The 13,871-nt window shown below is 55.6% G+C and carries 14 protein-coding genes; 3 read left to right on the plus strand and 11 right to left on the minus strand.

Going from position 1 to position 13,871, the window contains the following annotated elements; all coding sequences use genetic code 11:
- Both ABJL60_RS15815 and ABJL60_RS15820 read left to right on the plus strand, forming a co-directional pair.
- On the plus strand, positions 1 to 570 hold the full coding sequence (locus tag ABJL60_RS15815) for a peroxidase-related enzyme (protein WP_348374568.1): 570 nt from the start codon (positions 1 to 3) through the stop codon (positions 568 to 570).
- Positions 567 to 1,511: an OmpA family protein gene (locus ABJL60_RS15820; RefSeq protein WP_348374569.1), complete on the plus strand. Its 945-nt coding sequence runs from the start codon at positions 567 to 569 to the stop codon at positions 1,509 to 1,511. The genes ABJL60_RS15815 and ABJL60_RS15820 overlap by 4 nt, the downstream gene beginning before the upstream one ends.
- A gap of 117 nt (positions 1,512 to 1,628) precedes the next feature.
- Here the strand turns inward: ABJL60_RS15820 and ABJL60_RS15825 are convergent, their stop codons facing one another.
- From ABJL60_RS15825 to ABJL60_RS15845, 5 genes are all read right to left on the minus strand, one after another.
- Positions 1,629 to 2,534, minus strand: coding sequence for a LysR family transcriptional regulator (locus tag ABJL60_RS15825; RefSeq protein ID WP_108829722.1), 906 nt, complete (start codon positions 2,532 to 2,534; stop codon positions 1,629 to 1,631).
- Positions 2,535 to 2,956: 422 nt separating this feature from the next.
- Complete coding sequence (locus ABJL60_RS15830) at positions 2,957 to 3,772, minus strand: hypothetical protein (RefSeq protein ID WP_348374570.1); 816 nt, start codon at positions 3,770 to 3,772, stop codon at positions 2,957 to 2,959.
- Entirely contained in the window at positions 3,769 to 4,272 is a 504-nt protein-coding gene (locus tag ABJL60_RS15835; protein WP_348285702.1) for an RNA polymerase sigma factor, read from the minus strand. The genes ABJL60_RS15830 and ABJL60_RS15835 overlap by 4 nt, the downstream gene beginning before the upstream one ends.
- Before the next feature lie 380 nt (positions 4,273 to 4,652).
- Positions 4,653 to 4,928 (minus strand): hypothetical protein, encoded by a 276-nt coding sequence (locus tag ABJL60_RS15840; RefSeq protein WP_348374571.1) that lies wholly within the window; start codon positions 4,926 to 4,928, stop codon positions 4,653 to 4,655.
- Between the two features lie 44 nt (positions 4,929 to 4,972).
- Positions 4,973 to 7,000 (minus strand): NADPH-dependent 2,4-dienoyl-CoA reductase, encoded by a 2,028-nt coding sequence (locus tag ABJL60_RS15845; protein ID WP_348374572.1) that lies wholly within the window; start codon positions 6,998 to 7,000, stop codon positions 4,973 to 4,975.
- A 141-nt stretch (positions 7,001 to 7,141) separates the two neighbouring features.
- On the opposite strand from ABJL60_RS15845, the gene ABJL60_RS15850 reads away from it, so the two are divergent.
- Complete coding sequence (locus ABJL60_RS15850; protein ID WP_348374573.1) at positions 7,142 to 7,882, plus strand: hypothetical protein; 741 nt, start codon at positions 7,142 to 7,144, stop codon at positions 7,880 to 7,882.
- Positions 7,883 to 7,910: 28 nt separating this feature from the next.
- Here the strand turns inward: ABJL60_RS15850 and ABJL60_RS15855 are convergent, their stop codons facing one another.
- The 6 genes from ABJL60_RS15855 to ABJL60_RS15880 all read right to left on the minus strand — a co-directional run bounded on the left by ABJL60_RS15855 (position 7,911) and on the right by ABJL60_RS15880 (position 13,790).
- A complete protein-coding gene (locus ABJL60_RS15855; RefSeq protein ID WP_108829726.1) occupies positions 7,911 to 8,207 on the minus strand; it encodes a 4a-hydroxytetrahydrobiopterin dehydratase in 297 nt (98 codons plus the stop codon).
- Positions 8,204 to 9,412: a GNAT family N-acetyltransferase gene (locus ABJL60_RS15860; protein ID WP_348285707.1), complete on the minus strand. Its 1,209-nt coding sequence runs from the start codon at positions 9,410 to 9,412 to the stop codon at positions 8,204 to 8,206. The genes ABJL60_RS15855 and ABJL60_RS15860 overlap by 4 nt, the downstream gene beginning before the upstream one ends.
- Positions 9,413 to 9,443: 31 nt before the next feature.
- Positions 9,444 to 10,214, minus strand: a complete 771-nt coding sequence (locus tag ABJL60_RS15865; protein ID WP_348374574.1) for a glycerophosphodiester phosphodiesterase family protein — start codon at positions 10,212 to 10,214, stop codon at positions 9,444 to 9,446.
- On the minus strand, positions 10,211 to 10,669 hold the full coding sequence (locus ABJL60_RS15870; RefSeq protein ID WP_348374575.1) for a RidA family protein: 459 nt from the start codon (positions 10,667 to 10,669) through the stop codon (positions 10,211 to 10,213). The genes ABJL60_RS15865 and ABJL60_RS15870 overlap by 4 nt, the downstream gene beginning before the upstream one ends.
- A gap of 80 nt (positions 10,670 to 10,749) precedes the next feature.
- Entirely contained in the window at positions 10,750 to 12,057 is a 1,308-nt protein-coding gene (locus ABJL60_RS15875; RefSeq protein WP_348374576.1) for an HlyD family type I secretion periplasmic adaptor subunit, read from the minus strand.
- Entirely contained in the window at positions 12,054 to 13,790 is a 1,737-nt protein-coding gene (locus ABJL60_RS15880) for a type I secretion system permease/ATPase (RefSeq protein WP_348374577.1), read from the minus strand. Before ABJL60_RS15880 ends, ABJL60_RS15875 begins: the two co-directional genes overlap by 4 nt.
- Between the last annotated feature and the right edge of the window lie 81 nt (positions 13,791 to 13,871).

The following is a 13,871-nucleotide window of genomic DNA, read 5'->3' on the forward strand; positions in this document are numbered from 1 at the left end:
ATGACCAAAACACAACCCACTGCCCTTGATCTGCCGCCGGTTGATCCGATGCCCGCAGACAAGCAAAAGTACTTTGACATCTGTCAGGAAAAACTTGGAATGGTGCCGAATGTCCTTCAGGCATACACCTTCAACATGACCAAATTCGATGCGTTCACGGCCATGTACAACGACTTGATGTTGGGCGACAGCGGGTTGACCAAGCTGGAACGCGAAATGATCGCCGTGGTCGTGTCATCCATCAATAAATGTTACTATTGCCTGACAGCACATGGTGCCGCCGTGCGGCAGTTGTCGGGCAATCCGATGCTGGGCGAACAATTGGTGATGAACTGGCGTGTCGCTGACCTGGAACCGCGTATGGTGGCTGTTTTGACCTTTGCGGAAAACTTGACAGTGGCCAGCTACAAAACATCCGAAAGCGACCGACAAGGATTGCGCGATCAGGGGTTTTCGGATCGTGACATCTTCGACATCGCCTCCGTCGTTGGGTTCTTCAACATGACCAATCGCGTGGCCAGTGCCACCGACATGCGCCCCAACGACCCATATCACAGCCAGCATAGATGATCCGTGCGCTCACCCTTCTGGCGTTGCTTTGCGCCCCGGCCCCGGCGGCATTTGCGCTGGACCTGAACCTGCCTGCAAACGCCAGGCTCACGGCGGAACGCAATTCCAAGCTGGATGGCTACACGTTACCTTTGGCGCCATTCGGCATTGCGGGCATCCCGTCTGTCACGGTTGAGGGCGAAGTGCGCCGCGCCGCATGGCGCATTTCCTCACCGGGGCTGACACCGTTGCAAGTGCTGGCGCCCTTGCGCGAACAATTGATCGATGCGGGCTATGACATCGCGCTAGATTGCACACAAAACACCTGCGGAGGGTTCGATTTCCGGTTTGCCACCGAAGTTTTACCCGCCCCCAACATGTATGTGAATATCCGCGCCTACCGCTTCTTGGCAGCGCATCTTGGCCCGGTCAGTGCGCCAACAAAAGTGGTGGGGCTGTTTGTCAGCACATCTGAAACCGTGGCTCATGTACAGGTCATTCAGGCGGGTGACATCGTAAGCAAAACATCGGTGCAAGCCACAGGGCAAATTCCAGAACCTGCTTTGAACACCCCGCTACCCGCCCCGGAAGGGATCGACAGTCTGGTGGCAAAAGGATCGCTTGTCCTGACAGAGCTGGATTTTGCCACAGGCACATCTGATCTTGGGGCAGGTCCCTTTCCAATCCTTGCGGATCTGGCAGGTTTACTGGCGCAGCGCAGCGATATTCGGATGGCCCTTGTCGGGCACACAGATTCCGTAGGCGGCCTGACCGGAAACATCGCGCTGTCCAAAAAACGCGCCCAATCCGTGCGGCAACGACTGATTGATGCACATGGCGTGGATCCCGCGCGGCTGGATGCAGAAGGCATGGGATATCTGGCGCCTGCCGCCACCCACCTGACCAAGGAAGGCCGCGAAACGAACCGGCGGGTCGAAGCGATTGTTCTGCCAGCCGGATGACGTTTGCGGCTGCTAACCTTTTGGCATGCGAGACATGAAAAAACCCCGGTGCTGCAACACCGGGGCCAGTTTGTTCTTTTCCTTGGGGAGGACGGAAAAGAAGTCTCGTTGTTCAAATTACCACTGCGACGGGCCTTTTTCGGCAAACGCATGGACCAGAAAATCGATGAATGCGCGGACCTTAGGCTGTGTGAAGCGACCCGGAGGGTACACTGCATAAATACCTTGGGTTTCCATCGGAAGCTCCGGAATGGCGTCTTCCACCAATCCCTGCGCCATCGCATCGGCATAAAGATAGCTTGGCAAATACGCGATGCCGAGGCCAGAAATCGCCGCATTCAACAAGGATTGTCCGTCGTTCACCGACAACCAGCCAGCCGTGCGCACTTGGCGTTTTTCACCTGACGGGGCTGTCAGTTTCCACATGTTTCCTGAAGACTGGTTTGAATAGTGCAACAGCTTGTGATCGTTCAAGTCATCGATCTTTTCGGGGCGACCGTATTTTTCAAAATAGGCCGGTGAGGCGATCATGCGCTTGGTGGTTTCTGTAAGCTTGCGGGCACGCAGGGTGCTGTCTTCCAGCTCACCGATGCGCACGGCCATATCGAAGCCTTCGGAAATCAGCTCAACGTAGCGGTTGTTCAACACCATGTTGACGGTGATGTCCGGGAAGTCCTCAAGGAACTCTGACAACGCCGGGGACAGGTGATTGACTCCGAAATCTGTGGCCACCGATATGCGCAACAAGCCCGAAGGCGCAGATTGCATCGATGTCACCAAAGCATCCGCTTCGCCTGCATCGTTCAGAACGCGGCGGGCACGGTCGTAATAGGCAAGGCCAATTTCAGTGGGCGACACGCGGCGTGTCGTGCGGTTCAAAAGCCTCGCACCAAGGCGGGCTTCAAGGCTAGATACGTGTTTGGAAACTGCGGATTTGGAAATCCCCATTTTCTTGGCGGCATCTGTAAATCCACCTTGATCCACGACTGTGGCAAAGGCTTCCATTTCTGTGAGACGGTCCATTTGGCCTGTCCTTCCGAATTCATTATCTGCTCGTTTCTTGAGGATATGTATCGGGGTCAATCTGGGCAGGATCAGGGCAATGGTGGGATAATACGGGGGTATTTACAGGGATCGTTCATGGCGGGGAAACAGCGGAACAGTGTGTTTCTTGATCGCGTTGTTGAACAATGCGGACCCGATCCGATCAAAATTTGTCTGAGTTTTTGAATTCACGCATCACCAGCACAATAATAAAAACGATGAATGGGATAGCGCCAAAGACCACCACACCGCTCCGAAAAACAACTCTTCCGGAAATGTACTCGCTCGGCCCTCCAAAGAAAATAAGCGCGGCAAACGCCCATAAGAACAGATACGCGACGTAGATACCTCTCGGGATCAATGTGGCCGCGCTCACAAACCGCGACAGAAACTGCATTAAGCTAAATATCCGCCACAGTGGCTGCCCAGGCTTCAAAGGCGTCCGCTTCGCTTTGGGTGGCGGCCTGTGCGTCACCCCCTATCAACAGATACGCGCGGCCCTCCAAATTCCAACTGGCCGCAGCCATGCCGCCCAATATTTCAGCTTGCATGGCTTTGGCTTCTTTGGATTTGGCCGCGATGATGCACAGGGCCACCGGTGTACCATCGGCACGGGCAAAGGCGATCTGCACCAAAGGTTTGCCATTAAAGCCAAGAATTTGGGCACGTTTGAACGTAAGGCCTTCGATCGCAGGCAATCCTGTCAAATCCGCGCCAACCAACTGCGACACGTTGGCAAGCTGCGTCTGTGTCTGTTCCGGCGTGGGGGTCCAACCTGCAACGGTCTGCTGCGTATACAGTGACTGATAGCTGGCAACGACGGCCTTCCAGCCCGGAGCCGCAGGCTCTGGCGTGGTGCCCGTTCCTGTAAATGTGCTTGTGCCCACAAACAACATCATCGCAACGCCCGCGGCAATGCCAGTGCCGAACACTCCCATACCGCCCAACCAACCTATACCACGGTTCAGGTTGGCAGGTTCCGGCACATTGGGCGTCTGGTTTGGCACGTCCAAAGGCGGCATCGCAGGGGCATCTGCCAACAAACCGGCAAACGCCGCGTCCAGTTCGGCCATCGGAATATCCAAACCAACCAAACGATCGCCAAGTGTTTCGTCCGTTTCCAAAGCTACATCAATAGCCGCGCACAGGTCATCCGCGGCTTCCCCGTCAAGGTAAGACGTCAGTTGTTCATCCGTGAACTGTGCGTTCAACGTCATGTCCCGGTTCCTTCACCGACTGTTGCGCCCGCCGAAACCTCAGTAGGCATAGAAGATGTAATCACACGTCGCGCGGCTGCAAGGCGGCTCATGACTGTGCCAATCGGGATCTCCATAATCTCGGCGGCATCTTTATAGCTGTAGCCTTCCACATAGACCAACAAGACCGATTGTCGCTGCGCTTCGGGCAACCCCATCACCTGAGATAACACGTCACGCGCAAAAATATTCGTCTCGGAATCCGGTTTTGTGTCGATAAGGTCTACATCTTCGACAGGAACCTGCCCTGCGCCCATACGCACTTTGCGCGACCGCAGCTCGTTCAGCCACACACGCTGGGCCATGCGAAACATCCATCGGTCCAGATGTGTCCCTGGTTGAAACTTGCTTGCCTGTTCAATCGCACGCAAACACGTCACTTGGGCCAGATCATCCGCCCAATCGCGCTGTCCCGTCAACGACATGCAATACCGCCACAGGCGCGGGAAAACCGCGTTCATGCCGTCTTGCACTTCGGTATGTGGAGAAACCGCGATATTAAATGTCCCTTTGCATCAGTCCAACCATAGAAACAGAACCCGGAAAAGAAAAACAGTCATGAGCAAATGTTTCAAATCCATTTATTGAGACGTAAAATCACAACAGCAAGCAAAGTCGCCCCCACCATCACAAAACACAACCAAAGAAACGCCAGCGGATTGTCCAAACCGGGCATCCTACCCACATTTACCCCGAACAGCCTCGTCAAAAAAACCCAACGGTAAAAACACCGCCGCGACAATTGACAAGACATAGGCATGACCATTTTGCACAGCGTTGTGCGCGCTGTCATGTTGATCCTGTACAGCCGCCAACCGTCCCTTCAGGGCTTCCAGTTCTTCTAAAAGCAAAGTGGTTTGATTGCTGACTTCGCGTTGATGGCCTGTTGATGCGCGGTCGCGGCGAACACATCCCCGACCGCGTCCATCAACCTGTGCAACAAAGCTTGACCGGGCAATTCGGGAACATTGTCGGCAATCCAGTGTTCCAGATCAGAATCCGCACGATCAAAATGCACCCAGCGGTAGCCCTGCGCAGGCACTGCGGCGCGGTCGTCAATGTCCATCACCGGACGGGCAACCCCGTCAGATGAAATGTCAAAAGCACAAATAGGCATAGGCGCGTTCTGTTTTACGCCACCTTGCCCGAATGTGGGATCGCTTACAGCGTCGCAGCCAGCCGCGTGCCTTGATCGATCGCGCGCTTGGCGTCCAGTTCAGCTGCGACATCCGCGCCGCCAATCACGTGGGCGTTGATCCCTTTGGCCTCAAGCGCATCGGCCAGCGACCGTTCGGGCAATTGTCCGGCACACATTACGATTGTATCGGCTTCGATCAGGGTCGGGTTTTCACGCGCTTCGCCAAAGGACACATGCAGCCCCTTGTCGTCGATCTTTTCATAATTCACGCCACCCACAAATTCCACGTCCTTCATCTTAAGCGCGGCGCGGTGAATCCAGCCCGTGGTTTTGCCCAAGTTCTTGCCGTGCTTTTGCGCTTTGCGCTGCAATAGTGTGATTTGCCGTGCAGGCGCATGCGGTTGCGGCCCTTCTGGCGCCAAACCACCACGGTGTTCTGCTGGATCTGTAACGCCCCATTCGGTCATCCACGCAGGCAGGTTCACTGTCGTGCTTTCGCCTTCGTGGGCCAGATATTCAGACACGTCAAAACCGATGCCACCGGCACCGATCACTGCCACCTTTTTGCCCACTGGCGCTTTGGCCCGCAGCACATCGATGTAGCTTAGTACATTGTCACCGTCCTGACCCGGAATTCCCGGATCGCGGGGCATAACGCCTGTTGCGATCACGACCTCATCGAAGCCTGTCAAATCATCCGCACCGACTTCGCGGCCCAATTCCACGGTAATGCCCATCTCGTCCATCATGGTGCGGTACCAATCGACCAGCCCCCAGAATTCCTCTTTGCCGGGGACCTGTTTGGCCATGTTTAACTGGCCGCCAATCTCGTCCGATTTGTCGAACACAGTAACCGTGTGGCCACGCTCGGCCGCGGCCATTGCTGTTGACAGACCAGCAGGCCCCGCCCCCACAATGGCAACGGTCTTTTTGACATCGGTCGCGTTCAAAACCAACTCTGTCTCATAGCACGCACGCGGGTTCACCAAACAAGACGAGATTTTGCCGCCGAATGTGTGATCCAAACAGGCTTGGTTGCAGCCGATGCAAGGCGCGATTTGTGCGCCTTTTCCGGCGGCCGCTTTGGCCACGAAATGTGCATCCGCCAGCATCGGACGCGCCATCGATACCATGTCTGCGCAGCCTGTCGACAGAACCTCTTCGCCAACCTCGGGGGTGTTGATCCGGTTGGATGTGATGACAGGAATATTCACCTGCCCCATCAGCTTTTTCGTGACCCATGCAAAGGCCGCACGGGGCACGGAGGTGGCAATCGTGGGAATGCGGGCTTCGTGCCAACCGATGCCTGTGTTGATGATGGTGGCACCTGCTTTTTCGACCTCTTTGGCCAGTTGCACGACCTCGTCGTGGGTAGACCCGTTGGGCACCAGATCGATCATAGACAGACGGTAAATGATGATAAAATCGTCACCTACAGCTTCACGTGTGCGGCGCACAACCTCGATGGGCAGACGCATGCGGTTCTCGTATGATCCACCCCAACGGTCTTCGCGTTTGTTGGTGTGGGTCACCAGAAACTGGTTCAGGAAGTAGCCTTCCGATCCCATGATCTCGACCCCGTCATAGCCCGCTTCCCGTGCGCGTTTGGCGGTGTCGGCGATGTCCTGAATTTGCTTTTCAATGCCCTCTTCGTCCAGTTCCGTCGGCGGGAACGGAGAGATTGGCGATTTGATGGCAGAAGGCGCCACGCATTTCGGACCGTAAGCATAGCGGCCTGCATGCAAGATTTGCATGGCGATCTTGCCGCCTGCGTCGTGGACGCGTTTGGTCACGATGGAATGGTTGTCGATGTCATCTTGTGTCGTCATCATCGCGGCACCCGGCAAGACCGACCCTTCAAGGTTTGGGCCGATCCCCCCCGTCACCATCAACCCGACGTCGCCGCGTGCGCGTTCGGCATAAAACTCGGCGACACGGTTCCAGTCTTTGGTTTCTTCAAGCCCTGTGTGCATAGATCCCATCAACACGCGGTTTTTGAGTGTCGTAAAGCCCAGATCCAGAGGGGCAAGAAGATGTGGATAAGCAGACATGGCGGCCTCGTTGGTTGCTGTGTTGATCTTTCATTCACCCGAATGGATGCCTCGTGTCACGCTAAACGCGGCGTCAGGCAACGAAATATCAATAATCAAAGCACATAAAGGGAACAAATGCCCTGTCAGAATGAGGTGTGCATGATACAGCGTATAGCATTGACGCTAATGTTGGGACTAAGTGCTGCGGTTTTTCCAAATTTGGGGGCCGCTGATACTTTTTCGCTGATGCCTATGGACGCGGTGGGGGCTCAACGACGTGCGCTTTTGCCAAGTGATGATGCCGCGAAAGATCGTATTCAAACCGCGTCCCTCTTCATCGGCCAAGAAGGCGCCAGTTTCTTTGCCCCTTTCCCGAAACGACAATCGCTGCGGTCCGACACCATACACTTGTCGCGCAATGGCACCCAAGTCGACCGTGTCCGTCACCTGATTGCAAAGGCCGAAGCCGGATCAAAGCAATATGATGCCGTGCAATACGGGGCAAAAATTAAACCTTCAAAACAACCGACCCAAATGACATTGGGCGAAATCTACAAATGGATAAACGACACCCCCGGGCAACCACACGCCATCGGACGCTATCAATTCATTCCACCAACTTTGAAAAGCCTTGCCAGAAGATTGGGGTTAACACCCGATGTGCGGTTTACGCCTGATGTTCAGGACAAGCTTGCCGATGTGCTTTTGGTCGAAGCGGGTTTGATTGAAGTCAGCAAAGGCCAGATGAAGCGGCACACATTCATGAACAATCTGGCGAAAATCTGGGCGGGCTTGCCCAACTCAAGCGGCAAATCCCATTATCACGGCTATGCAGGGAACAAAGCATCTATGACATGGGCCTACTTTGACCGCGAAATGAAACGGATTTTTCCAAGTTGAAGATCACGACGATAGACCCCGATGGCTATTATTCCGCCAAACCATCCATCTTTCTGGCCAGCTTTATGTCTAAGGTGCTTAACCCATCCACATCATGGGTCGTCAGAACCACTTTGACTTTACCGTACACATTGAACCATTCGGGGTGGTGATCCCACTTTTCCGCCCAGATCGCCGCTTTGGTCATCCACCCAAAGGCATCAGCAAAATCAGCAAACTTATACGTTTTTTCGATGGCGTCCCGATCCGGTTGCACCGACCAACCCGCGTCGATCAAGGGTGACAAAAGCGTGCCGCGTGTTTCTTCGCTAAGTCGTTCCATTATTCCTGCTCCTCAATCTGGACCTTTTTGAACGGCCCATAGTCCGTCAAAACCTCGATTTCTTCCTCGATGGCTTCGCGTTCGGCCACCAAGTAGTCACCAATAGCATTTGCAAAACCTTCGTCAGCCACCCAATGCAAACTGTGGGTTTGTGTCGGCAAATACCCGCGCGCCAATTTATGTTGACCCTGCGCCCCCGCTTCGACGCGTCCCAACCCATAGTCAATCGCGGCATCGATGGCCTGATAATAGCACAGTTCAAAATGCAGGCAGGGATGGTGTTCGATACAGCCCCAATAGCGACCATACAGCACGTCGCGCCCCATAAAGTTCAGCGCACCCGCCACCCATTGACCGTCGCGTTTCGCCAGCACCAGAACCATATCATCACGAAGTGTCTCTTGGGCGAGGTCAAAAAACGCCCGTGTCAGATAAGGCGTGCCCCATTTGCGCGCACCCGTATCTTGGTAAAAGACCCAAAAGGCATCCCAATGTTCCGGCTGGATCTGGTCGCCAGTCAACCGCACGATCTCGCCGCCAAAGCCCTGGGCCTGCGTGCGTTCTTTTCGGATATTTTTGCGTTTGCGTGAACTAAGCGATGCCAGAAAACCGTCAAAGCCAGCGTATGCGTCGTTCAGCCAATGAAACTGCTGTGTGACGCGCGGCATCAGCCCCATGTTTTCGCCAAATTTTGCTTCATCAGCCGTGCAAAACGTCACATGCACAGATGAGATACGGTTGTTCTGCGCCAGTTGCACCGCCCCTTGGACAAGCGCTGAAAACCCGGCTTCGGCAAAATCAGGATGCACCAGAAACCGTCGTCCTGTGGCGGGGGTATGCGGCACAGCGACCTGAAGTTTGGGATAGTATCGCCCGCCAGCCCGTTCATAGGCATGGGCCCAATTGTGGTCGAAGATATATTCGCCCTGCGAATGGGATTTGGCATACAGCGGGGCGACCCCGATCACCTGACCGGCCATCCGCGCAACCAGATATTGGGGTTGCCAACCTGTGCCTGCGCCGACGGATCCGCTTAATTCCAAAGCGCTCAGGAAGCGGTATGTGGTGAAAGGATCATGCGGCCGCCCGCCATCTGCCTCTTCCGGGCAGGCACATGCGTCCCAATCGCGCGGGCCGATGTCGGATATTTTGGGCACAACCGAGATTTCCACCTCGTGTTGGCCATTGTCTGAAGGCTGCGTGTTCATATCGTCTTATGTGTGGCAATGCGGCGGCGGATCAACACGCGGTCGCCGCCAGATAGCCCTCGAAGGTGATATTTTGCGCGACACGGCGGGCCAATTTTTCCTGATCCCGCGATTTTACGGTCCAACACAAGACATCCGCCCCTTGCGCTTTTATTTCGGCAACGCGCGGGCGGTCCAAATCTGAGACTTCGTGGCTGATAAAGGACGCAGCCACCCGGTCAAAATCGGGGATCAGACGCAGCGCATCACACACGGATGCAGGCAAAGGCGCCCAATCCGTCACGTCATAAGCGCTGGTGACAATACCGCGCGGCACTGAAGGAAGCAGTTCGGCCATGCAGGCCATGCTGTTGGGGTTGAACGACATGACCCCCACAGGTCCCGTATAATCTGCCAGACACTGCGTTGTGGCACGTTCAAGGGCACCGATGTCTGTCCCCATGGCACCGTCCTGATCTTTCAATTCGATCAAAACAGGCACACGGCCCCCAACAAGCGCCAGCACCTCTTGCAAGGTTGGCACGCCTTCTGCGCTGCCACTCAAAATCGTTTCGGCCAGTTCTGCGGCACTGCGGGCGCGCACAGGTCCGGTGGCATCGGCCAAACGGTCCAAAGCATCGTCATGGAACACCATGGCCTGCCCGTCGGCGCTTAGCTGTAGGTCAATTTCGATGCCATAGCCCGCATCCATGGCCGCCACGATGGCGGCACGACTGTTTTCCGGACGTCCCTTGCCAACATCGTGCAAAGCCCTGTGCGCCAATGGGCGCGACAGGAATTCGGGATGCAACCGTGGTGTCATTTGATCTGGAACGTGCCTTCAATTTCAACAGCAACGCCCAAAGGCAAAGACGGGGCAGACACAGCGGCGCGCGCGTGACGGCCCGCATCCCCGAAAACCTCCACAAAGAAGTCGGACGCGCCGTTGATCACCTGCGGCTGCTCGGTGAAGTCGGGGGTAGAGTTTACAAAACCACCCAGTTTCACAACCTTCACAACCCGGTCCAGATCACCGCCACAGGCCGCCTTCAATTGCGCGATCAGGTTCAACGCACACACTTTTGCAGCGGCAGCACCGGCGCCGGTTTCCATAGTGTCCCCTAGCTTGCCTTTGATCAAACCGCTGCCATCCACCGAGATTTGCCCCGAGATATAGACCATATCGCCCACCACGACGTAGGGAACGTAATTGCCAGCGGGCACGGCGGCTTCGGGCAAAGTAACACCAAGTTCATTCAGACGTGCTTCGATAGACATAAAGGGATTCCTTGTTTGGGGCTGTGGTTTTGCGGCGGACGCTACCGCGCCATTGCGCAAACGGAAAGGCCGATTTGCAATCAGGATTCCCGAAAGGCGCGATTGAAGTAATCCGCCATCGGTTTCACCAAATACGCAAGCGGTGACCGGTCTGCGGTGCGAATGAACGCCTCGACAGGCATGCCGGGGATCAACACGTCCCCTTCGTTCAGCTTCGCCAGTTCTCCCACGTTCAACGTGATCTCCGCTCGGTAGTATGCGATCCCAAGCGCCTCGTCGTCGAAGGCATCCGCCGAGATCAGCGTGACCTGTCCAACAAGCTCGGGCGTGGTGCGTTGGTCCAGCGCAGAAAAGCGTAAATTCACCTGCTGACCCACAGTGATCTGATCAATATGCAATGGATCAACACGCGAAACGATCAACAACGGGCGGTCTTGCGGGATCAGAAACAACACCGGATCTGCCGCCCGAATAACGGACCGCGGTGTTTGAACACGCATGCCATAAACGATGCCAGACACGGGTGCGCGGATATCAAGCTGTTCGATTTCCAACAACGTAGAGGCGCGTTGTTCGATCAGTTCAAGTTCGCGGTACCGCAGATCACGCAATTGCGTGATGGCTTGTTCGCGTTGGGTGGTGCCAAGCTTCAAAACTTCGATGTCAATTTCGGTCATGCGACCTTCGGATTGCGCACGGTTGGCAATCAATTCACCGATTTGACCATCAAGGCTGGCGGATTGGCGTTGCAGGTTCAAAACTGTGCCAGCCTGCGCCAAGCCTTTGTCCAGAAGGGATTGCTGGCTGGCCAGCTCTTGCGTGATCAAGTCAAGTTGCTTGGACAGCGACACTTCTTGGGCTTCGATCCCGTCGATTTGATTGCCGATCTGCGATCTGCGCTTTTCCAACTGAGAGATTTCACCCGCAACAGAATCCTTGCGTGCATAAAACAGATTGCTTTGCCCATCGATCAGTTCCTGAATTTCACCATTGCCTGCGCCAATGGCCAACAGTTCCGCGTCAAAGTCGATGACCTCTGCGCCGTCGCGTTCCGCTTCAAGGCGGGCACGTCGGGACTGCAATTCGTAAAGCTGTCCCTCCAGAATCGCCAAACGTGACCGCGCCTGCTGGTCATCCAGACGCAGCAAAACATCGCCCGCTTGGACGGTATCGCCTTCGGTTACGGGAATTTCAGCAACGATCCCGCCAATCTGGTGCTGCACAACTTGCCGGTTTTGGTCAACTTCGATGCGGCCGGGCGAAATTATTGCACCGGCGATTTGCGTGTAGGTGGCCCACAACACAAACCCGCCAAACAACCCAACCAATGCAAACAGCCCGACAGAGGCCGGAACGACCGCAGACCATGGGTTTTTTTGCTCGGTCATGTGACACCTCCTGCACCGGCGGGTGCTTTTTGGATCTGCTGATGGTTTTTCACCATAGATTTCAACACATCATCTTTCGGACCAAACGCCGTACGCATACCGTTGTCGATGACCAAAAGCAGGTCACATTCCTGAATGGCCGCAGGGCGGTGCGCCATAATCATCACCGACCCACCGCGCGCCTTGATGGCGCGAATGGCTTGGTTCAGGGCCTCATTGCCGACATTGTCCAAGTTCGAATTCGGCTCGTCCAACACCAGAATTGCCGGATCGCCATACATGGCACGCGCAAGGCCGATGCGCTGCATTTGCCCGCCCGACAAGCGTTGTTGCGCGGTGCTAAGGCGGGTGTCGTAGCCATCAGGCAGCTCCAAGATCATTTCATGGGCGGCGGCATTTTTTGCGGCTTCCACGACTTTTCCGGCATCCGGTTTCATTGCCAACCGTGCAATATTGTCGGCGATGGTTCCGTCGAACAATTGCACGCGCTGTGGCAAGTAACCGATGTGCTGGCCCAAAACGTCCGGTGCATAATGTTCAAGGGCAGCGTTGTCCAAACGGATAGAGCCACCCGCAGGACGCCACACGCCCGTGACGGCCTTGGCCAAGGTCGATTTACCCGCCCCTGATGGCCCAATCACACCCAGCGCCTTGCCGGGCGGCAGTTCAAAGTTCAGCCCCCGCAGCGACGCTTGCTTTTGACCAGGTGCGACGATGGTCAGCGCCTTGGCCACCAAACGCGCTTTGGGATTGGGCAATGGCGTGCGTTGGCTTTCCGGCGGCACTGTGCCCAACAGCTCTGCCATAGTGTCCCAGCCTTTTGACGCACGCTGCACAACAGGCCATTGGTTCAACATCATTTCGACAGGGGCCAGCGCACGTCCCAGCAAGATCGAACCTGCGATCATAGCGCCCGGTGTCATAAGGTCCTGCAAAACCAGATAAGCCCCAAGCCCCAGCATCGCCGACTGCAAAAACAGCCGCAGCGTCTTGGTCAGTGACGAAAAGCCGCCGCTGACGTCGGTTGCTTTGATCTGCCCCGTCAACGCTTTGTTGCGTGCAATCTGCCAGCGCGAAAACGCAGCATCACGCATGCCCATGGCTTGCACCATTTCGGCTTCGATGCGGATCTGGTCAGACATGCTTGACGCTTGTTGTCCCGCGATCCCTGCATTCATTTGTGGCCTGCGCGACAGCAATTGGTTGGCCAAAGCGATCAGGATCAAAACGGCGGCCCCGCCCAACGCCATCCAGCCCAGCATCGGATGAAACAGGAAAATCCCCGCGATAAAGATCGGCGTCCACGGCAAATCGAAAAAGGCCATCAGAACCGGCGACGTCAGCAAACGTTGCACCGCCTCAAGATCCGCAAGTCCGGATTGCGTTTGCATGTCTGGCGCGACGGCCGATTTGCGCACAACTGCATCAAACACCCGGCGATCCAAAATTGCCTGAAATTTGGCGCCGACCCGCGCCATTATCCGCGCCCGGGTAAAATCGAGAATACCCATGATCCCGTACAAAAAGACCACCAACAGCGACAAAGCGATCAAAGTTTCTTCGGATTTGCTGCCCAAAACGCGGTCATAAACCTGCAGCATATACATGGGACCTGTCAGCATAAGCAGATTCGCAAACATGCTGAAAATGCCAACGGTCCAATACAATCTGCGACTTTGCTTGCGGGCATCGCGCAATTCCGCGCGGCCCTGTTGAATAACTTTGCTCTGCATCGGCACTTTTTCGCCTGTAATTAGTGTGCATTTATGCGTTTTATGGCAATGTGCCTTGTGTACACCCTGTCACGCAAGTGC

The organism is Ascidiaceihabitans sp. (assembly GCF_039986515.1).
In the GTDB taxonomy this organism is placed as follows: domain Bacteria; phylum Pseudomonadota; class Alphaproteobacteria; order Rhodobacterales; family Rhodobacteraceae; genus Ascidiaceihabitans.